The 20,139-nt window shown below is 48.6% G+C and carries 18 protein-coding genes; 9 read left to right on the top strand and 9 right to left on the bottom strand.

Going from position 1 to position 20,139, the window contains the following annotated elements:
- The first annotated feature begins 108 nt into the window (after positions 1–108).
- Complete coding sequence (locus P2W70_RS28905) at positions 109–687, top strand: hypothetical protein (protein WP_276485058.1); 579 nt, start codon at positions 109–111, stop codon at positions 685–687.
- A gap of 144 nt (positions 688–831) precedes the next feature.
- On the opposite strand, the gene P2W70_RS28900 is transcribed toward P2W70_RS28905, so the two are convergent.
- Together P2W70_RS28900 and P2W70_RS28895 are read right to left on the bottom strand one after the other, a co-directional pair.
- Entirely contained in the window at positions 832–1,257 is a 426-nt protein-coding gene (locus P2W70_RS28900) for a DUF4293 domain-containing protein (RefSeq protein WP_276485057.1), read from the bottom strand.
- A gap of 402 nt (positions 1,258–1,659) precedes the next feature.
- Positions 1,660–2,199, bottom strand: a complete 540-nt coding sequence (locus P2W70_RS28895; protein WP_276485056.1) for a hypothetical protein — start codon at positions 2,197–2,199, stop codon at positions 1,660–1,662.
- Between the two features lie 242 nt (positions 2,200–2,441).
- Here P2W70_RS28895 and P2W70_RS28890 point away from each other — a divergent pair, with 242 nt between their 5' ends.
- A complete protein-coding gene (locus P2W70_RS28890; RefSeq protein WP_276485055.1) occupies positions 2,442–3,491 on the top strand; it encodes a sensor histidine kinase in 1,050 nt (349 codons plus the stop codon).
- Positions 3,463–4,173, top strand: coding sequence for a LytR/AlgR family response regulator transcription factor (locus P2W70_RS28885; protein WP_276485053.1), 711 nt, complete (start codon positions 3,463–3,465; stop codon positions 4,171–4,173). Before P2W70_RS28890 ends, P2W70_RS28885 begins: the two co-directional genes overlap by 29 nt.
- 81 nt (positions 4,174–4,254) lie before the next feature.
- Here P2W70_RS28885 and P2W70_RS28880 read toward each other — a convergent pair whose 3' ends face one another.
- The gene (locus tag P2W70_RS28880) at positions 4,255–4,443 is read right to left on the bottom strand and encodes a PLD nuclease N-terminal domain-containing protein (protein WP_276485052.1); all 189 of its coding nucleotides are present in this window, start codon (positions 4,441–4,443) and stop codon (positions 4,255–4,257) included.
- 156 nt (positions 4,444–4,599) lie between these two features.
- Complete coding sequence (locus P2W70_RS28875; protein ID WP_276485051.1) at positions 4,600–5,880, bottom strand: serine hydroxymethyltransferase; 1,281 nt, start codon at positions 5,878–5,880, stop codon at positions 4,600–4,602.
- A 169-nt stretch (positions 5,881–6,049) separates the two neighbouring features.
- Between P2W70_RS28875 and P2W70_RS28870 the strand changes: the two genes are divergently transcribed.
- The gene (locus P2W70_RS28870; protein WP_276485050.1) at positions 6,050–7,048 is read left to right on the top strand and encodes a sugar phosphate nucleotidyltransferase; all 999 of its coding nucleotides are present in this window, start codon (positions 6,050–6,052) and stop codon (positions 7,046–7,048) included.
- A 174-nt stretch (positions 7,049–7,222) separates the two neighbouring features.
- Entirely contained in the window at positions 7,223–7,642 is a 420-nt protein-coding gene (locus tag P2W70_RS28865; RefSeq protein ID WP_276485049.1) for a carboxypeptidase-like regulatory domain-containing protein, read from the top strand.
- A 426-nt stretch (positions 7,643–8,068) separates the two neighbouring features.
- Here the strand turns inward: P2W70_RS28865 and P2W70_RS28860 are convergent, their stop codons facing one another.
- The 5 genes from P2W70_RS28860 to P2W70_RS28840 form a co-directional block, all read right to left on the bottom strand.
- Positions 8,069–9,055, bottom strand: a complete 987-nt coding sequence (locus tag P2W70_RS28860; protein WP_276485048.1) for a coiled-coil domain-containing protein — start codon at positions 9,053–9,055, stop codon at positions 8,069–8,071.
- A 608-nt stretch (positions 9,056–9,663) separates the two neighbouring features.
- Positions 9,664–11,013: a M20/M25/M40 family metallo-hydrolase gene (locus P2W70_RS28855; protein WP_276485047.1), complete on the bottom strand. Its 1,350-nt coding sequence runs from the start codon at positions 11,011–11,013 to the stop codon at positions 9,664–9,666.
- Between the two features lie 240 nt (positions 11,014–11,253).
- Positions 11,254–12,573, bottom strand: coding sequence for an ABC transporter permease (locus tag P2W70_RS28850; RefSeq protein ID WP_276485046.1), 1,320 nt, complete (start codon positions 12,571–12,573; stop codon positions 11,254–11,256).
- A 9-nt stretch (positions 12,574–12,582) separates the two neighbouring features.
- Complete coding sequence (locus tag P2W70_RS28845; RefSeq protein ID WP_276485045.1) at positions 12,583–13,515, bottom strand: ABC transporter ATP-binding protein; 933 nt, start codon at positions 13,513–13,515, stop codon at positions 12,583–12,585.
- Between the two features lie 84 nt (positions 13,516–13,599).
- A complete protein-coding gene (locus P2W70_RS28840; RefSeq protein WP_276485044.1) occupies positions 13,600–15,189 on the bottom strand; it encodes an NAD(P)/FAD-dependent oxidoreductase in 1,590 nt (529 codons plus the stop codon).
- A 939-nt stretch (positions 15,190–16,128) separates the two neighbouring features.
- Here P2W70_RS28840 and dnaA point away from each other — a divergent pair.
- The 4 genes from dnaA to P2W70_RS28820 all read left to right on the top strand — a co-directional run bounded on the left by dnaA (position 16,129) and on the right by P2W70_RS28820 (position 20,139).
- Entirely contained in the window at positions 16,129–17,562 is a 1,434-nt protein-coding gene (dnaA, locus tag P2W70_RS28835; RefSeq protein ID WP_276485043.1) for a chromosomal replication initiator protein DnaA, read from the top strand.
- A 241-nt stretch (positions 17,563–17,803) separates the two neighbouring features.
- Entirely contained in the window at positions 17,804–18,859 is a 1,056-nt protein-coding gene (locus P2W70_RS28830; RefSeq protein ID WP_276485042.1) for a PCMD domain-containing protein, read from the top strand.
- A gap of 8 nt (positions 18,860–18,867) precedes the next feature.
- A complete protein-coding gene (locus tag P2W70_RS28825; RefSeq protein WP_276485041.1) occupies positions 18,868–19,632 on the top strand; it encodes an outer membrane beta-barrel protein in 765 nt (254 codons plus the stop codon).
- Positions 19,633–19,683: 51 nt separating this feature from the next.
- Positions 19,684–20,139, top strand: coding sequence for a hypothetical protein (locus P2W70_RS28820; RefSeq protein WP_276485040.1), 456 nt, complete (start codon positions 19,684–19,686; stop codon positions 20,137–20,139).

Genomic DNA, 20,139 nt, shown 5'->3' with positions numbered 1-20,139 from the left:
AATCAATTCTTTGAGGTACCCTGCTACAGTACCTGTACTGTCCCTCCCGCAATTTCTGACGGCCTTAACATTTCAACTGCTTTCTTTGCACAAAAAAGGATCCTGGCTATGCGCTATTGGTTGATACCGGTTATTCTGTTGGCATTGTCTCTGCAGGTCGACGCCCAGGCAAAGTTCAATATATCGAAACCCAAGCCTGTGACACGGCGACCCACGTCGGAAGCCAAAGCGGCGGCCAGGGCTAAATTGAGCCAGCCTCGGCTGGAGGTCAATGACCTGCTGGAGATGTTGGACTGGGACGATTTCCGCATGGATACGACGCTGAAGCGAAAGGGCTACCTGCTGATGCAAAAAGATGTCGATTCGACCAGCTCCTTATTCCAGTATTCCAATGTAACCCACAAAGAAGATGAGCCTATAGGCGTACGTTCCATTTCCTATATGGACGCTACTGTGCGCGATATGAAGGCCAGAATGATCTCCTACCGCACCTACGATAAAGATGAGTTCCGCGATATTTCAGGCTACCTGCTGGCCAACAATTACCAGCAGACAAACAAGTTCGACTTCGACGAAGCCAAGCACACTATCTATTCCAATGGCCATCAGGAGATCCGCATAAAAGTGATCACCAGCCATGCCGGGAAAAAGACCTTTACCGCGTATGAGTTGGAATTGGGGAAATAAGCTCCCCATTACGACGGCGCCACGATGGACGCCGTGTTCAATCATTGATCTGTGGACAGGTTACAAAACAGATAACCGGCAGCTTCTTACAAACTGACCGGTATTATAAAGTAAAATATGGTTGAATAGCGTGGAAACCTGGCTTTAGCGCAGGCGATCGAGGCTTTTCACCAGTTTTTGATCGCGGTAAATGCCGCGGATGGCGAGGATGATCATCACCGGTACCACCAGGGTAATAATAGCGGTGAGGTCAAAATTCCCTTCGTTGGGCACGAACTTGCGGCTTTGTACGTAGAAGAGTATGATGTTGAGGCCAGACAGCAACAAAGCCACCATGCTCAGCCGTAACTGGAGTTTGCGGTCTTTGAAGAGGAAGATCGCCACCAGGCAGAGCAGGGCAGTGGCTACTACGGAGATCACCAGCAATACGTTGTCGGTCGCTACCAGGGACGAAAAGATCTTGGGTTGCCCTTCCTTGATGATATTACCACTATAAAAAGAAAGTTTTAAGGTCAGGAAGGAGGCAATGGCGGCCAGTAAAAACCAAACAGATTGTATACGTTGGATCATTTGGGTAAAAATTGTTATCTCAAAAATAAGCAATCTGGTTGGTATAAAAAGTATGCCGGGGCGAGTGATGTTATCCTGGTAAGGGGCAGCCACCGTTTCTACCAAAAAAAATAAGTGGCAGGAGACGAAATCCCGCCACTTTTTCCATTTTATACTCCTAACTACAAGAGTCTGTTCTACGCCAGTTTCACTGGTCGTTTAATGCCTATCTACAGGTGCCTTTCCTAGGTTTTCCTTGTTGCCTCTGTGCCTGTTTGCCTCGGTGCCTCAGTGCCTGGCCTTTTTCTTTCATTGCCTTCCCTACGTCGTTCCGTCTTGAGACGGGGATGCCTCAGTACCTGACCGCTTCTTTCCATTACCTTCCCTACATTGCGCAGCCTTGAGGTGCAACTGCCTCGTTGCCTAATTCACTTTCCCTGGCGGGGTGATCTCGCTCATCTCTCCATTGTACACCCGCACGATCCGCCAATCTTTGCCTTCGTGGATGTGCAACAGGTATATGAACTCCCTGTTGACCTGGATCTCCTCGGCACTCGACACTATAAAGTCGAGGTAGTTGCTGCGCACGATGCGCCTTACTTCGCGGGGTAATTGTTTTTCATAGAGGTAACGGATGGTGTACAACCAGTTGCCGTGCTGATCATAGTCGGTACGTACATTGGTACTGTCGACCCTGAACTTGGCCATAAAGCCATTCTGAATGATGTACCAACGTTCATCCTGCGCTTTGGGGTAGGTGTCCTTGAAATGCCTGACCGCGCGGATGCTGATGTTGTTGCGGTACACTGTAGGGCCGATCGATGCGGTAAGTGCCTTGTCGGGCATCAGGTCTGGCGCGAGACCATTGTTGTGGTAGCTGCTGGTAACTTTTCCTGTGGAGCATGCCTGCAACAGGATAAGCATAACGGGTAGCAGCCATCCATGGAGGGTGTTGAATTTCATGGCTATACTTTTTATTGTCAAAGTGACGCGTTCTGCTCGCATATGTTACAGCTCTCAGCCTGTAATCGCGTGCTCATGATAAAGTAAACACATGATTTAACAATATCCGCCCGGTTTTAGATGTATGACACTGGTAGCCGACAGCAAACTGGTTCCTGTTCAATTGCTCGATGTACGCCGTTTGTCGAAATATGCGGCACCCTCCTTGACAATTTGGTAACTTTAATACTGCAACATGGGATATGTTTAAAAATAAACTTCTACGCACCAACCTCATTTTCTGGACCTGCTGGTTCCTCTACGAGTGGCTTGCCAATGCTGCCTACGACAGCAACTATAAGTTTCACCTCATTCAGTCGACGCTGCTGCTGCCCCTGCTCATTGGTGCCACCCTATTCACCATTTTTGTCTTGATCAAGCAGTTTTATTCCAAAGGAAAGAAGGTGGAGTTCTATATAGGGCTGGTGAGCAGCATCCTCTTTTTTGGTATTGCCCGGCGAGCCATCAACTATTTTGTCATCTACCCACCCGAATGGAGGGTTAGCCAAGCCTTTCTTTTCCCGCCCAAGATCATATTCGAGATCGCAGCCACCTACCTGGTCGTTGGTCTCAACGCCATGTTCTATTTCCTGCAGGCCTGGTACGAGCAGCAACAAATTGCACAAACCCTGCAAAAAGACAAAGCAGAAGTACAGCTGGAATTACTGAAATCGCAGGTACAGCCGCATTTCATCTTCAATACCCTCAACAACATCTATTCGTTGTCTACGCAAAACAGTCCCAAGACACCCGACCTCATCTACCGGCTGTCGTCATTGCTGAGTTATTCGTTGTACGATAGCCGACGGGCCAAGATATCGCTGGAGCAGGAACTGGAATACATCAGGAACTATATCGAGCTCGAGAAGATCAGGTATGGTGAACGACTGGATATATCGGTCAATGTGCTCAATGACATTGGGCAAATCAGCATTGCTCCCTTTCTGTTGTTACCCATCGTAGAAAACTGCTTTAAACATGGGGCCAGCAATGAGATCGATGAATGCTGGATCAGGCTGGATGTATTGTACAAAGACGACTGGCTCATCATCAAAGCCGAGAACAGCAAACCCTGCAGCGCCAGAAGCAATGGTACACACAACGGCATTGGTTTGGAAAATGTGCGGCAGCGGTTGGAGATCCTGTATCCTGCCAGTTATGAATTAAAATGTATGGAAGATGAACAGAGTTACCTGGCCGTGCTCAAAATTAAAATGATAGCTCATGAAGATCAAGTGCTTGTTGGTGGATGATGAACCGCCTGCGGTAGACCTGATGTCGGCATACATCGAACGGGTAGGCGATCTGGAGATCGTGGCCCGGTGCAACAATGCCATCGAAGCATTTGGTTGGCTGCAGAAGACAAAGATCGATTTGCTTTTTCTCGATATACAGATGCCCAAGATGACGGGGCTTGATCTGATACGTGCCCTGCACGACCGGCCCAGGATCATCATCACTACTGCTTACCGTGAGTTTGCGGCTGATGGTTTCGATCTCGATGTGCTGGATTACCTGGTAAAGCCGGTATCTTTCGAGCGGTTCCTGAAGGCGATTGCCAAATACAACCAATATAATCTGTTGCGACAAGCCGATACACCTGAAAAAGCAGTCGATGCATTTGAGCAGGCGTATATGTATTTCAAGGTCAATAAGCAGGTGAAGAAGGTGTACCTGAAGGATATCGTGTACATCGAAAGCATCAAGGATTATGTAAAGATTGTAACGACCGACAAGGCCCTCATTACCTACCAGCGCCTGAGTTATATGGAGGAAAAGCTACCCGAGAACAAATTTCTGCGTATACACAAATCCTATATCATCGCCATCGACCGGATATCGGGTTATAACAATGACCTCATCCACATCGAGGGACAGGAACTGCCACTCGGCAGAAGTTACAAACAGGGATTTCTGAAGGTAGTAAATGTATGAAGTTGGAAGTGGAACAACGGGACACGGCCAGCGCGTGGCAATAGCCGGGGCGAAACCTGCAGCCCATGCTGCCATTGAAGGCTACAGTTTTTGCTGTCTGCCGATCAGGTAGTATAGGATGGTGCCTACAAAAGGAATAAAGATCACAATGAGTACCCATACGATCTTCGTAATATCATCCCGGAAGCGAGCATTGACGATGTCAACCAGTGCCCAGATCCAAAGAATGAGGCATAATAAGCCAAACAAGCCGAAGCCAAAAGTGAACATAGTTGATTGTTTAATTCATTAGTCGATAAAGATATTCGTTTATTACAATCTCCATCAGCTACCTCAATAAAAAGAGGCTGCCCGGGGAGACAGCCTCTTCTTGTAATAGCCTGGTAGTGAACCGGCTCGTATGTTTGTTGGCCGTTGGCCAGTTGGTTATCCTAACTCGGGATACAGGGGGAACTGCTTCATAAAGGCTTGTACATCGCCTTTGACTGCCTTGATCACGGCTTCGTCGTCGGCGTGGGTCAATACCTTGTCGATCATGGCAACGATCGTTTCCATATCGGCTTCCTTCATACCTCGTGTAGTTACAGCAGGTACACCCACACGGATACCGCTGGTCACGAACGGACTTTTGTCGTCGAATGGAACAGCATTCTTATTGAGGGTGATATGTGCTTTGTCGAGCGTTTCCTGTGCTTTCTTACCGGTGATGTTCTTGTTGCGCAGGTCGATCAGCATCAGGTGGTTGTCGGTGCCCTGGCTGATGAGGTCATAACCGCGGTTCACCAGTGAAGTGGCCATCGCCTGTGCGTTGGCCAGGATCTGTTTGCCGTAGGTCAGGAAGCTGTCGCTGAGGGTCTCTCCGAAAGCGATGGCTTTGGCAGCGATCACGTGTTCCAGCGGACCACCTTGTATACCGGGGAATACGGCCAGGTCAAGCAGCTGGGTGATGGTACGGGTATTGCCTTTGGGATCTTTGATTCCCCAGGGGTTTTCGAAGTCGTGACGCACCATGATGATACCACCACGGGGTCCACGCAATGTTTTATGGGTAGTAGAAGTAACGATGTGGCAATGATCGAAAGGATCGTTGAGTAATCCTTTAGCGATCAGACCAGCAGGGTGCGCGATATCGGCGAGAATGATGGCGCCAATTTCATCGGCTACAGCACGGATACGGGCGTAATCCCAATCGCGGCTGTAGGCAGAAGCTCCACATACGATCATTTTAGGTTTCTCGGCGCGGGCAATCGATTCCAGTTGCTCGTAATCTACGAGGCCGGTTTCTTTCTTCACACCATAGTGAAGGGCGACATAGTTTTTGCCGCTGAAGTTGGCAGGGCTGCCGTGAGTCAGGTGACCACCCATGCTCAGGTCGAGACCCAGGATCTTGTCGCCGGGTTTCAGACAAGCTAAAAATACAGCTGCGTTAGCCTGTGCACCACTGTGCGGCTGCACATTCGCCCAGCTGGCGTTAAAGATCTGCTTCAAACGGTCAATAGCCAGTTGCTCGATCTGGTCCACGATCTCACAACCGCCATAATAACGCTTACCGGGGTAACCTTCTGCGTATTTGTTGGTTGCTACAGTTCCCATTGCCTGCATTACCTGCAGGGAGGTAAAATTCTCGGAGGCGATGAGCTCTATGCCATGGCGTTGACGATCAAGCTCCTGATTGATGAGGTCAAAAACTAAGGTATCTTTTTGCATGGCGCAAAAGTAGGTTAAAACGAATAAATGCGCTAGTCTGCGATGTGGATAAAATTTGCCGGAATAAGTAAATACCATGCTAATTGTCAAGCGACTTATCACAAAAATACCCGTACGAATAATTTTCCCTATTTTCACGGCTTCATAAAAACAAACTACTTGTTTTTCAATGAAAGCGATCATTCCCGTAGCTGGTGCAGGAACCAAGTTACGTCCCCATACTTATACACAACCCAAGGCACTGATCCCTCTCGCGGGCAAAACAATTCTGAGCATAATTGTTGATCAGTTGAAAGAGGCCGGCATCAATGAATTCATTTTCATTGTCGGCTATCTCGGTGAGAAGATACAGGATTACGTCAAGGAGAAATATCCCGGACTACAGGCGCATTTCGTATACCAGAGTGAACGGCATGGCATTGGGCACGCGATACAGCTTACACGCAATATCGTTGCCGATGATGAGATGTTCATCGTATTGGGTGATACCATCGCCGAATACGACGTCAAAGCGTTTCTGGATATGCCTGGTTCGGCATTGGGCGTTAAGCGGGTAGATGATCCACGCAATTTTGGTGTGGTGGAAATGGGTGAAGATGGGTTTATCAGCCGGGTGGTGGAAAAACCGCAGATTCCAAAGTCGAATATGGCGCTGGTGGGTATCTACCGCATCAAGGAATCGAACCTGCTGTTCAACTGCCTCGACAACAATATACGCAACCAGGTTATGAGCCGGGGTGAGTTCAGCATCACCGATGCCCTTGAGTGTATGATACAGCAAGGGGCCAGGATCCAGCCTTTTAAAGTGCAGAACTGGTTCGATTGCGGCCGGAAGGAAACCCTGCTCGAGTCGAACGCCACCCTGCTCAAGAAGTTTGGCGGTGTCATTGCCCCCGAGCTCAATCTCGATAACACGATCATTATACCGCCCGTAAGTATTGCAAAGGGGTGTAATATAAAAAACTCCATTATTGGTCCCAATGTCACCATTGGTGAAAAAACCACCATTAACTACTCCATCATCAAAGATTCGATCATCGGCTCCTTTGCCGATCTGTATGACATCGTGCTCACTACCTCACTGATCGGCAGCGATACCGAAGTAAAGGGGGAAAGCCGAAGCCTCAACATCGGCGACAATACGGAGATCGACCTGGGCGAATCTTGATAAGTTGTTTGATTAAAATCCACGCCTGATGCGGGAGAGTGCCGAAGTTTAAGTAACTTTCTGGTCAAATATGCAACATTCTTAATGGACCGCGTGTCTTTTACAGCGTGAGGCATACAGACCCCGTGATGAGTGGCCGCAACCAAACTACACAACCTTTTAAACGCTAAGTGTATGAGAGGAACGAAACAACTTCTATTGCTTGCAGCAATGCTTCCTCTTGCCTTGATTGCCAAGGCTACTGATAACAACGAAGGCCGTGGAAAACCCGAGCCAGCCATCTCTGGATTTGTTTCCGAGACAGGTAGCAAGAAACCGGTTCAGGGTGTTACTGTTTCCATCTCCGGAAAAGGCCAACAATCCAAAGACAAACAAGAGTTTATTACCGATGCCACCGGCAATTTCAAGGTTCCCCAAATGCCCGCCGGCGAACTGATCATCATCCTCGAAAAGAAGGGGTACAAGACTTTCCGGAAGGAAGGTGTTACGCTGAAAGAAGGCGTTCCCCTCAAATTGAGCTTCGACATGAGCAATGACGGACCGGATGATGAGAGCGATACCTTTCATCCGTTGCGGATGATGGATGGAGAATAATAACCAATCTCACTACAAGATAGTAACCGGTCGCGCCCCTGGCGTGACCGGTTTTTTTGTGCGCAAATGAAGCTGACTTGTAACCCATTTGTTGCTAAGCGGTTGTGGGTGTGCAGAGCCAAGGTCGCACTGGGTATTTGCCCATATTGGCCGTTAAACTGTACGTAACTAGCTCATAAACAGCCTGTAATAGCTAGCTTGGTAGCACCGGCATACAGGCTATGTAGCACTGTGTAGGCCAGTGCAGTGCGACCTTCAGTACTACTCAGTGCGACCTTGCAAGCTGTTGCTGGCTATTGGCAGGCAGCAACCACACCAGTTGAGCATTTTCGGAAGCCTGGCGAAATGGGTTGAAGCGGATAGCCTAAAACGACCACGGGGCCGCGCAGCGGCCCCGTGGGTTGATCCGGTAGGAGAGTGGCTAACTTAATCAACATCTACATCCATCTTCCCGTTCTCTTTACGGATCGTTGTTTTGTCATGGCTAAAATACTTGCTATACTTATCGGCGGTCACCTTTGACTGGGCTTTATCGTTGATGAAAAGGTCGCCGTTGTTGAACTTAACGCTATAATCGCCTTTGGTGCTCAGCAGGCCCGCTGCTTCCATATCATAGATCATTTCCTGGTAACCCTTGATTTCGGCCTTGGCTTTGTCAATGTCTTTCCAGGCACCTTTGAGATCTTTGCGCCATTCGCCCTTTTCGGTTTTCAGCTCCTTCAGGGCTTTGTCGAAATCGACCTGCGCCTTCTCCAGGTCCCGCTGTAGCTTGTCTGAGTTGAGCTCTTTCAGGTCGGCCAATTCCTTGTTCCAGTCTGTCTTCTTCATCTCCCGCGTCACATCTATTTTAGCTGCATCGAGCTGCTTGCGGATATCAGCTGCATCGATCGAGGATAGTCCTTCCTTCACGGCTTTATCGATATCTTCCCGCAGGTCTTTAAAATCTTCCTTGTCCATCGATTCGTTGATCTCCTGTTGAAGCTTCTTGAAGTCGATATCTTTCAGCGAAGCATCGACCTGTAATTGGATCTTTTCAAAGTCGATGTCTTTCATCGCTTTATCGATATCCAGCTGTATCTTTTTCATATCCACCTGCTTCAGGGCATCGTCTACCTGGCGTTTGATATCAGCATTGTTGAGCTGAAAGCGTGCGCTTTCCAGGCTTTCGGATATTTCATCCCAGTTGATGTCTTTCAATTTTTCACGGGCCGATTCCAGCTGTCTGAGTTCTTTATCAAAATCCTTGTCCTTGCTGTCGGTCGCTTTGGATTTGGGTGCAGGCACGGTATCCTGTACAGACGGGTTGGGCGTGCCGGCACGGCGCGGACCTTGCTTCCAGGCTACCAGGGTGATGACAGTTGCGAGGCCTAGGGCGGGGATGCTCCAGCTGAGCAGTTGCTTGTTGATTTTCATCTGTAATGGTTTGTTTGGGATGGCTAATACGATGTTCTTCGTATTAAATGTACGATGCTTTTCGTAAAATGTTGCATGCAGGGAGAAAATTGCGGGATTTTAACAAATATGTCTGGTCTGGCGGATGGGCTTTTAGTGGATGATGAGTCTGGCGGTGGGAGCTTTTGGTGGGGCGGGGAGGGTGACTTCAGTGAGCAGCGAAAGTCGGATGTGTGTAGGGGGTAATGTACCCGGAATGGTGCAATGTCGTCCGGAATACCTTGTATTGGCGAAAGGATAGGTTATCCTTAGCCTTAGCCGGGTTTTCTTCGGGAATTCTTCGTGTTTTCATTGGTAATCCCCCGGTATTTCCCGAAGAAGACCCGAACAAGGGGCGAAGAAGCCTCGAAGCAAACCCAGCTGAAAAGTGTGCTGTATTCAAGGTGAAAGACTGCCCCATAGGGATAAAAAGAAGTGGCAGACCAACTGTAGGGATCAGCTGACTGCCACGGTATCTGGTTCTTCCTTTCTAGCGTTTTCGATCGCCGGCCTTTGATCGGGTACGGACAGCGATGCATTCACCTGGTACTTACCTTTTCGCAGTAACGCGCTGCGTGGACGCCATGGTCTTACCGGCCAACGCCCGGTACTACAGGCAGGCTTTCATTGCCTTCCTCACCCACTGCCTGTACAGCAAAGAAATAGTTATCCTTCGAGTAAGGCAGTTGCATCTCCGTTTGCGTAGTATAGAACTTCTTCTGCCAGAAAGGCCAGTTGCTTTCCCGCATCAATACAAAGTACCCTTTCGGCTTTCCGTATTGAGGGGCTTTCCAGTTGAGGATGGTATAGTTGGTCAGTTTACGTACTTCTATCTTCACCTCCTGGGGCATGCCGGGCGATTTGGCGAGGTTGGCCAGCGAACTCAGGTTCATGGCGGTGTTCTTGCGCAGGTACTCGAAGTCCATGAATTCGGGCAGGTCGCCGTATTGTATACCATTCTCCACCCGTACATCCTGGTGCTGGTGGTAAAAGTTTTCGTTCATCTCCGTAATGCGTACAGCGGCATAGCCATTTTGTACATAGGGGGTATGATCGCCACCCCGCAGAAAACGATCGTTTCTATAGATCAGCACCACTTCGAGGTTGTCGACATAGCGTTCGCTGGTCTCTTTCACGTAACGGGCCAGTTGACGGGCTTTACCATCGTTTTCGAGGCCGAGGTTACGGATATTGGCGGCTGCTTTGTCCAACTCATACGCCGGCAACCCCTCGCTGAATACCCGGATCTTCGTGTTGTTGATGATATTGGTTTCGCTACTGTTGTTGCTGCCCATGATATCATTGTTCAAAACGGCTTCGATGTACTTGTTGTCTTTCTTCAGCTTGTCGGCCATGAATTTGGCGCCCAGCAATCCTTGTTCTTCTCCACTCACTGCAATAAAAATGACGGTGGCGGGAAAGGATTGACGGCTCATGATGCGGGCGCATTCCAGTACAGCCGCCACACCGCTGCCGTCGTCATTGGCGCCTGGGGCATCGCCGATACGGTCCATCACGCTGGTACGCATATTATCCAGGTGACCACTGATGATGAACAGGCGGTTGTCGGTGGGATCCGTGCCTTTCAGGGTGGCGACCACATTGCCCAGTAGCAGTGGCGCATCGACCCGGCGGCCATCGGGGGGCAGGGTAGTGGTGTCGATGAGGGCGGTTAAGCGGCCGCCGGACTGTTGGGCAAACTGGTTGAATTTGCCGAGCACCCATTGACGGGCAGCTCCGATACCTCGTTTGGGATCGGCTTGTGTGCTGAGGGTATTGCGGGTGCCGAAGGCGACGAGATGGGTGATATAAGATTTGAGGCTGTCGGCGCTCACGCCTGCCACCATCTTTTCAATGACGGGGTCGCGCTGAACAATGGTTTGGCCAACGCCTGTATAGGTGGCAATAGCCGATAACAAGAGCAGTAGTGATCTTCTCATAAACAGCAGATAGATTAGTAGACGAAATGCACAACCGGGCAGGCTGCCTGTATATAGACGTTAACGGCGGAGCTGCCTTGCCCTGTTGGCCCAATAAAAAACGGAGCTTTCAGTACAGAGGCGATGACGGTCGTAGAGTTAATGGCTGGCGATGCGATTGGCCTGCTCCTGGTGAGGGTATAAAAGGAAAAGGGTGTATCAAAACATTTTGATACACCCTTTTCTGCTATTGGCATTGGCTTAATTCTTTCTGAAAGCCCATTTTACCATTTCCTTCCAGGTAGGCTTCTTACCATACATCAGGATGCCGGTGCGGTAGATCTTGCCGGCCAACCAGGTGGTACACATAAAGCCGGCTACCAGGATCACCATGCTGAGGATCAATTCCAGGGCGGATACGCCATCTGGTACGCCATGCGCGATCCGGGCCATCATCACCACCGGTGAGGTGAGCGGGAACAGACTGCCAAATACGGCCAGTCCGCTGGTAGGGTCGTTCACTGCTTTGGTCATGATCACGATCGCGAAGATGATCGGCATGGTGATGGGCAGCAATAGACTTTGTGCTTCCTGGGGATCTTCGTTCACCGCGCTGCCTACTGCGGCAAACAGCGAAGAGTACAACAGATAACCACCGAGGAAGTAGAAGAGGAAGCAGGGCAACAACAACATCCAGTTGATCTGGCTGAGGTTGCCTAAGATCACGGCCATCGCACCAGATCCCTGGGCGGCCATGCCACCGCCGGCGCCCGGTACATTTTGTATGGCACTGGCGTCACCGCCGCCCATTAGCAGGGGCAATAAGGCCATAGTGGCTGTACCCAGCAGTATCCAGATGATGAACTGCAGCAGGCCCACGGCGCCAATGCCAATGATCTTGCCCATCATCAGCTGAAAAGGTTTCACGCTGCTGACGATCACTTCGGCTATACGGGAGGTTTTTTCTTCGGTCACCCCACGCATGACCATCGTACCGTAAATGAAGAGAATAATATAAATGAGAAAACCGGAAATAAAACCAACGGCGTAGGCGAGCCCGGCCTTGTTCTTATCGGCTTCGCCAGAGAGGGGCTTAAATTCTACGGCAGCGGTGCGACGAGCGCTATCCAATTGCGACTGGGAGATGTTGAGCGACAGCAAGCGTTTCTGTTCGATCACTTTATTGATCTTTCTGCCGATGCGCTCCTGGCTGATCAGACCGATCGTTTTGCTATAAATAACATTGATCGTATCTGTCGAAGAAAGCAGGTTGTAGTTTTCGGGAACGTATACATAACCGCTGATCTCCTTTTTGGTTACTTTTTCTTCCAGCGATTTTGCACTGGCATCATTCATGAAGATGAAGTTGACTTCCTTGTCGTTGTCCAGTTTCCCGTTGAACAGGTTGGCGTGGTCAGCGATCCCGATATTCAGGTCTTCATTGCCTTTTACGGAGAAATAGATCATCAGGCCATAGAAGCCAAAGATGACCAGGGGAAACAGTATGGTGCTCAACAGAAAGGTCTTCTTCTTTACCCTGCTGTTGAATTCGCGTTCGGCGACGATCCAGGTCTTATTCATATAATAAGTTTATGCAGTTATTTTTTCAAATTGGCGGGCGGTGGGGGTGTCGTTGACAACCCGGATAAAGATGTCGTGCAGGGAAGGCAGCTGCTCGGAGAAGCTGGTAATGGTGGCGCCGGTCGACAGGAAGTGTTGCAGCACTTCATTCGAGTTATGGCCTTCGTTTACCTTGAGCAGTAACTGGTCGTTGTCTGATTTGACGACCTCAAAAGCACTGGAACTGACGGTGGCAGGCAATTGATCGAGCCCAATGGTAAAGAGGTTTTCCTTGTATTGTTGCTTGATTGCCTTCACCGTACCGTCGAGCACCTTGATGCCTTTGTTGACGAGGATGATATGGTCGCAGATCTCTTCCACCTCTTTCATCCGATGGGTACTGAATATGATGCTGGCGCCTTCCTGGGCAAGGCGGAATATTTCATTTTTGATCAGGTCGGCATTGACAGGGTCGAGGCCGCTGAGGGGCTCGTCGAGGATGATCAATTTGGGGGCGTGGGATACGGTGGTCACGAACTGCAGTTTCTGCTGCATCCCCTTACTGAGGTCTTCCACCTTTTTATTCCACCAGCTTTCCATTTCAAAGCGTTTGAACCATTGCCGGGTCTTTTCCATGGCGTCGAGCTTGCCGAGGCCTTTCAGCCTAGCCAGGTACAGGGCCTGTTCGCCGATCTTCATTTTCTTGTATAAGCCCTTCTCTTCGGGCATATAGCCGATCTGTACCATGTCTTTGACGGGGTCGAAGGGGCGGCCATTTAAGAGAATTTCTCCTTCATCGGGAAAAGTGATACCGGTCAGCATGCGGATGAGGGTAGTTTTGCCGGCTCCATTGGGGCCGAGCATACCAAAGATGCTGCCGGGGGCAAGGGTAAAGCTGATATCGTCTACCGCCTTTTGGGTAGCGAAATACTTCTTCAGGTGTTTGACCTCCAGGATATTCATGAGTTGCGGTTTTAAAGTTGGAACGAACCTTACCTTGGAAAGGTAACTGAAACCGCTTTCTTAGTAGCTGAATTGACTGATTTATTACAACAATGTTTTAACAATTTCTGAAACTACCCGTTCGCCGTCCATGGCAGCACTCACAATACCGCCGGCGTAACCTGCTCCTTCGGCACAGGGATATAGCCCGGCTACCTGGGGATGCTGCAGTGTTTGTGGATCGCGGGGTATCCGCACGGGCGAAGAGGTGCGGCTTTCGGTAGCCACCAATATGGCTTCGTTGGAGAAATAGCCCCTCATTTTTTTGCCAAACTCCCGGAAGGCACCACTGAGGGCCTGGTAGATAAAATCGGGCAATACTTCGTTGAGTGGGGCCGATTGAAGCCCGGGCACGTAGGAGCAGTCGGGCAGGGTAGTGGATACTTTCTTTTGGGTAAAATCGGCCATACGCTGTGCGGGGGCTACGAATTTACCACCGCCATAGTCAAAGGACTTTCTTTCCACCCATTGCTGAAAATACATGGCCGATAAGGGGTCTTGCTGCGTAACCGGCGCTTTGTTGCCGGCCTTTTTGATCCAGGCTGCAATATCCGGCATTTCGACAGAGGCTACCATACCCGAATTGGCATAAGGGTTATTGCGTTTGGAGGGTGACCATCCGTTTACCACCAGCTCGCCCGGATCGGTGGATGCGGGGGCGATGATTCCGCCAGGGCACATGCAGAACGAGAATACGCCGCGTTCATTGACCTGCTGTACCAGGCTATAAGAGGCAGGCGGCAAAAAGGCGTCGCGTGTCGTGCAATGGTATTGTATACTATCGATCAGCGATTGGGGATGTTCGATACGTACGCCCAGCGCAAAAGGCTTGGCTTCTATGAGTATATTTTTGTCCCGCAACAGCACAAAGATATCTCTGGCCGAATGGCCGGTTGCGAGTATTACGGCATCGCCTTCAAAGCGGTCGCCGCTGGCTGTTGTAACGGCTTTAATGACGCCATCGGTTACAAGTAAGTCGGTTACTTTTTGTTCGAAGAGAAAGAGGCCACCACAATCCACGATCTTTTCCCGGATTGCGGTAATGATCTGGGGTAATTTGTTGGTGCCTACATGTGGGTGGGCATCATATAGGATTTTTTCATCGGCGCCAAATTGCGCCAATATGTTGAGTATGCGGTTGACGTCGCCGCGTTTAGTACTTCGGGTATATAGTTTACCATCGCTATAGGTGCCGGCACCGCCTTCACCAAAGCAATAATTGCTATCGGGGTTGATCACGCCCTCCTTATTTAATAAGGCCAGATCACGGCGGCGTGAGCGCACATCTTTACCACGCTCCAGCAGGATGGGTTGGATACCTGATTCGATCAGTTTTAAAGCGGCAAACAAGCCGGCCGGTCCTGCCCCCACCACAATGACTTTATGGGGAGCTTTGGACACATCCTTTAATATAAGGTGTTGTATTTCCCGTTCATGAAATGGCTCACCGATGAATACACGGAGGGTTAGTAATATCCAGGGTTGTCTGCTACGGGCATCTATGGATTGTTTGAGGATATGAAAGCCGGTAATCGCAGCGGGTGCAATACCAAATTGGGAAGCCGCATATTGACGCACCTTATCAGGTGATGCTGCTTCGGCTGGTAGCAGCTTGATCGTACATTGTTGTTGCATGATGTTAGGCAGTTAACCTAAAAATCGGTTGATGAAAGGTTGATAAAGAGCGGCCCCTTGGCTGAAGTGCAAAAATAGATATATATAATAAGTTCAGCGCTAAAATTAATACGGCAGATTGTCATGTCAGGTTATGCAATTGCACGACACAATTTGCATAAACTAACTATTGTTCTATTGCTCAGGGAGATCAAAGAAACCGTGTTTATACCCGAAAGTGGGTAGTGAAAATATTTGTTTTTTTGCAGGTAAAAAATGGGCTGATGATTATTAGCATGTTTTGGAAATGAGGCGCAAAAAAAGTCTGGTCAATATGCGCGCCGTATCAAAATAGTTGTATCTTCAATAGCATCACAACTTACATATGAAGAGAGCGTTTGTATTCCATATGACATCCTTTTCTTTCTTCATACGGTATTCCTGCAAAACTATCCTGAATTTCTTTTTTGTATTGTGTAGAATGCTATTTCAAGGATCGCATCAACCAGTAGTTGCCGGTGTCCGTAGCCGGCGCTTAAAACCTTGTATCGCCAATAACAACGTGTTGTATTGAGGGAGTATAGTAAAATAAGTTGGCATCGCTAACTTAATTTATTATTCGGTAGTACTTTCTTATTTAACGGTCGTTATATATACGACTGCCACCCTGTGAACTGACTGTAGCACAAGCTGATTTTATAGCAATAAATTAAATGTTGCCATTCGGGTCATACCCGAAAAAGAAGGCAGCAAATTTGCAGAGTAGGTATCTGTGCGCGCGATCAGATTACCAAGCAATAAAAAATTTTTTATTCAAATAGAAATTTTGATATTCGCACCCCTGCAAAACTTTTTTTGGAAGTATAGCACCATCCAACATCCATAGAAAAACACGGTTCAAGGCGGCATGATTTAGTTCAGAATAATCTTAACTCAACATAATAAACTGCTGTTAGCGTAATGACAAAGTCTTTTGATAAAGTTTGGGTCAATTGTTTGGAGATAATAAAGGACATCGTTGAGTGGCAACATTTCAAAACTTGGTTCGAGCCGATTAAACCTGTGGAGATAAAAGGCAACGTGTTGGTGATTCAGGTTCCCAGCCAATTCTTTTATGAGTACCTCGAAGAGCATTATGTAAACTTACTGGCAAAGACTTTGCGCAGGGTGTTGGGTAAAGAAGCGCAGCTGGAATACCGGATCATGGTAGATAGTGGAAATCATAACAACAAACCGTTGACTATGGACATTCCTACACATGGTTACAAAACTTACTCCAGCAATGAAATGGATTTTCCGCTCATTATTCACAATCCGGTAAAGAATCCATTTGTGATTCCCGGGTTGAAGAAGATGCAGATCGATCCACAGTTAAATCCCATTTACACATTTGAGAATTTTGTGGAAGGTGATAGCAACCGGGTTGCCCGCCGTGCCGGTAAAACGGTTGGAGAGAAGCCAGGTGCCAGCTCCTTCAATCCACTGGTAATATATGGTGGCGTAGGTTTGGGTAAAACCCACCTGGCCCAGGCCATTGGTAACGACGTAAAACGACTCCACTCAAACAAGGTCGTTTTATATGTTAGTTCCGAAAAGTTCATCAACCAGTTTCAGGACCATAGCCGCAACAATGCGATCAATGACTTCATTCACTTCTATCAGCTGGTCGATGTGTTGATCATTGATGACGTTCAGTTCTTCAACCGGGCCGAAAAATCGCAGGATGCCTTCTTTGCGATCTTCAACCACCTGCACCAAAGTGGTAAGCAATTGATCCTTACTTCCGACAAGCCTCCCAAAGACCTGGAAGGCGTACAGGAGCGTTTGTTGAGCCGTTTCCGCTGGGGGTTGAGTGCTGATCTGCAGGTGCCTGATTATGAAACACGTATCGAGATCCTGGACAGGAAAATGAAAAACGACGGCCTCGATATGCCGCGTGAAGTAGTCAAATACCTGGCCTATAATATCAATAGCAACGTACGGGAATTGGAGGGTGCCTTGATCTCATTATTGGCACAATCTTCGCTAAATAAGCGGGAAATCGACCTTGATCTCGCTAAACGCGTACTCCGTAATTTTGTGAAAACAAGTAGCAAAGAAATTACCATCGAAACCATCCAGAAAATGGTCTGCGAGTATTTCGATGTATCCTATGATAAGTTGCTGCAGAAAACCCGTAAACGGGAGATCGTGCAGGCAAGGCAGATCACTATGTATCTTGCCAAAGCTTTCACCAAGAATTCACTGAAAACCATAGGAGAACATTTCGGCGGTCGTGACCATACCACCGTCATTCACTCCTGCCAAACCGTTAAGGATCTTATGGACACTGACAGCACCTTCCGCGAAAGCGTGATGGAATTGCAACAGAAGGTTCAGCTTGCCGCCATGTGATAATAACATTAATTGCTTATAAAAAGTCCCGCTTCATCCAAGCGGGACTTTTATTTTAAGGATATCGCGGTATCCTGGAACAAGGAATGTGATTTAATACCGGCCGGAGTTGTATGCCCAAAAAACGAGCAATTTGCTACCGGAATATAATACACCTTTAAGAAAAATGGCAGAACTTAGCAGTAATAACTTCGACCCTGCCTGCCATCAGATTACCCGTGCACCTATTAAATTGTACAATATGCTGATCAAACCTGTCGGCTGGATTGCTATTATAATGCTTCTGATGATCTCCTGCATCAAGGACCCTCCCTTAAACCCGGAAGCGGACATCGAATCATTTACTATCGATAAGGATCTGCTGCTGGCTGATGTTTTCATTGACCAGGTAAACAGCAAGATCGTATTGCATCTTACTGACGATGCCTATGATAGCGGTTTTGCACCTTTCATTACTACTTCGGCCGGGGCAACGGTAACGCCTGCTTCCGGAGACTCCATTTTTTTTGGTGGCGACACCATTCATTACGTGACCCGCTCACAAGATGGTCGGTATGCCAAACGTTATACCGTTGAGCTCGCTTCCATCGGCAATTGGGCTTTCGATTTTGAACACTGGGAAATACAACCAACCGATAAGTATGCATACCCGGTAGAGGATGATGGAAGCATGGTGTGGACGACTGGCAACCCGGGTGTAGCTTTATCCGGTGTCAGTAAAGATCCTTCATCTTATCCCACCCGCTCTACCTCAGATCATATGTATGGTATGAAAGCGGCTGAACTGGTCACCTTGAAGGGAACAGCGCTCTCGGGACTTGTTGGTATCCGGCTGTTCGCTGGTTCGTTGTTTACCGGCACTTTTAATTCGCTGAATGCTTTCGTCAATCCGCTGACCGCAACGGAATTCGGCCAGCCTTTTGCCGGACGGCCCAGACGCTTTTCGGGATATTTTAAGTACACAGCGGGTTCGATTTTCCAGGATAAAGAGGGTAATGCAGTACCAGGCATGAAAGACAGTTGTTCGATCTATGCGGTATTGTTTAAAGGTAATACCCGGCTGGATGGCACTAATATCAATACATCCGACCGGATCGTAGCCACAGCTCGTTTGAAGACAACCGGGGATCATGCTCAATTCACCCGTTTCGATATCCCCTTCGAGTATGCAACGACAGCCCCACTGACGGGCAAACACATGATGGCCATTGTGGTCTCATCAAGTCAGTATGGAGATACCTATCGTGGGGCTATTGGCAGCCGCCTGGTCGTTGACAGTTTGCGTATTATCTATTAACACGATCTATGAAGCAATCTCTATTGATCTATTTAATGTTATTGACGGCTATAGCTACGGTTGCCCAGTCGTCTGACAAGGAAACGGTACGAACGCGCCGGCATGAAAGCAATGTATTGGCTGGCTTCAACCTCGGTGCTGCGGCTCCTGTACCATTTCCCAATACCATCCGAAAGATAGATGGATGGTGGCCAAGGATGTCACCTTCTATCGGGTATGAATATATATACCTGCTGCCCCAAAAATGGGGTATCGGAGCTTCTGTGAAGCTTGACTATAAAGCAATGGGCACACGTGCACAAGTGATCTATTTCCCCACCATCATTTCTGTGAAGGACGGCGACCAGACCAATGATTTCACCGGCACCTTCTCCGGTAGTAACGAGACCCGGATGAGTAATGCTTATGTAACCGTTCCGGTATATGGGGTTTACCAGTTCAATCGCCGCTGGAAGGCCAGGCTGGGCCTGTATATGTCATGGTTATTCAGTTCCGAATTTGAAGGCAATGTATCAGATGGCTATATCCGAAATGGAGGTCCTACCGGTGAAAAGGTAAATATAGACGTGGCTACCTTCGATTTTGGCGATGAGATCAACAGTTTTGACGTGGGATTATATGGTGGCGGTGACCTGCTGATCGCCCGTAAATTATCGGCTTCGGTACAATTAAGCTGGGGTCTGCGCCCTTTGTTCCCGTCTTCCTTTCAGGGCATGGATTTTCCGCTCTATAATATTTTCGGTACGCTGGGCATCACCTATCACCTGCATTAGTTGACCAGTCACACGGATTAGTTTGTATATTGGTTGTCGAAACATGCCAATATGATCAAACTAACTGTTACTGCTTTATTTGCGGGTATTATTATCTCCTGCCAAACGCCACCTGCGCCGGTCAAAGCGGCGCCTGCCCTGATAGGTACCTGGAAACTGCAAACCGGTACACTCATCGAAAAAGGGGATACGGTGGTGACCGACTACACGAAAGGTCAGTCCTTTATCAAGATCATCAACGACGATCATTTTGCCTTTTTGCACCACGACCTGGCGAAAGGGAAAGATTCGGCAGCCATCTATTCTTCTGGTGGGGGCAGCTACACGCTGAAGGACTCCCTGTATACCGAACACCTGGAATATTGCACTGCCCGCCAATGGGAGGGAAATTCGTTTGAATTTACTGTGACTATCAAAGGTGATACGCTGGTACAGCGTGGGGTAGAGCATATCAAAGATCTTGGAGTTGACAGGCTGAATATCGAGCAGTATGTTCGCCTAAAATAG

Source organism: Paraflavitalea pollutisoli, assembly GCF_029360705.1.
In the GTDB taxonomy this organism is placed as follows: domain Bacteria; phylum Bacteroidota; class Bacteroidia; order Chitinophagales; family Chitinophagaceae; genus Paraflavitalea; species Paraflavitalea pollutisoli.
Note: the sequence above shows the minus strand (reverse complement) of the source record. Positions and strands in the feature narration are given on the sequence as shown.

Coding starts and splice junctions, on each gene's coding strand:
- P2W70_RS28825 (WP_276485041.1), top strand. CDS start 18,868: ATGAAGCAATCTCTATTGATCTATTTAATGTTATTGACGGCTATAGCT.
- P2W70_RS28880 (WP_276485052.1), bottom strand. CDS start 4,443: ATGTTCACTTTTGGCTTCGGCTTGTTTGGCTTATTATGCCTCATTCTT.
- P2W70_RS28905 (WP_276485058.1), top strand. CDS start 109: ATGCGCTATTGGTTGATACCGGTTATTCTGTTGGCATTGTCTCTGCAG.
- P2W70_RS28875 (WP_276485051.1), bottom strand. CDS start 5,880: ATGCAAAAAGATACCTTAGTTTTTGACCTCATCAATCAGGAGCTTGAT.
- P2W70_RS28890 (WP_276485055.1), top strand. CDS start 2,442: ATGTTTAAAAATAAACTTCTACGCACCAACCTCATTTTCTGGACCTGC.
- P2W70_RS28855 (WP_276485047.1), bottom strand. CDS start 11,013: ATGAGAAGATCACTACTGCTCTTGTTATCGGCTATTGCCACCTATACA.
- P2W70_RS28900 (WP_276485057.1), bottom strand. CDS start 1,257: ATGATCCAACGTATACAATCTGTTTGGTTTTTACTGGCCGCCATTGCC.
- dnaA (WP_276485043.1), top strand. CDS start 16,129: ATGACAAAGTCTTTTGATAAAGTTTGGGTCAATTGTTTGGAGATAATA.
- P2W70_RS28860 (WP_276485048.1), bottom strand. CDS start 9,055: ATGAAAATCAACAAGCAACTGCTCAGCTGGAGCATCCCCGCCCTAGGC.
- P2W70_RS28885 (WP_276485053.1), top strand. CDS start 3,463: ATGAAGATCAAGTGCTTGTTGGTGGATGATGAACCGCCTGCGGTAGAC.
- P2W70_RS28840 (WP_276485044.1), bottom strand. CDS start 15,189: ATGCAACAACAATGTACGATCAAGCTGCTACCAGCCGAAGCAGCATCA.
- P2W70_RS28850 (WP_276485046.1), bottom strand. CDS start 12,573: ATGAATAAGACCTGGATCGTCGCCGAACGCGAATTCAACAGCAGGGTA.
- P2W70_RS28895 (WP_276485056.1), bottom strand. CDS start 2,199: ATGAAATTCAACACCCTCCATGGATGGCTGCTACCCGTTATGCTTATC.
- P2W70_RS28830 (WP_276485042.1), top strand. CDS start 17,804: ATGCTGATCAAACCTGTCGGCTGGATTGCTATTATAATGCTTCTGATG.
- P2W70_RS28845 (WP_276485045.1), bottom strand. CDS start 13,515: ATGAATATCCTGGAGGTCAAACACCTGAAGAAGTATTTCGCTACCCAA.
- P2W70_RS28870 (WP_276485050.1), top strand. CDS start 6,050: ATGAAAGCGATCATTCCCGTAGCTGGTGCAGGAACCAAGTTACGTCCC.
- P2W70_RS28820 (WP_276485040.1), top strand. CDS start 19,684: ATGATCAAACTAACTGTTACTGCTTTATTTGCGGGTATTATTATCTCC.
- P2W70_RS28865 (WP_276485049.1), top strand. CDS start 7,223: ATGAGAGGAACGAAACAACTTCTATTGCTTGCAGCAATGCTTCCTCTT.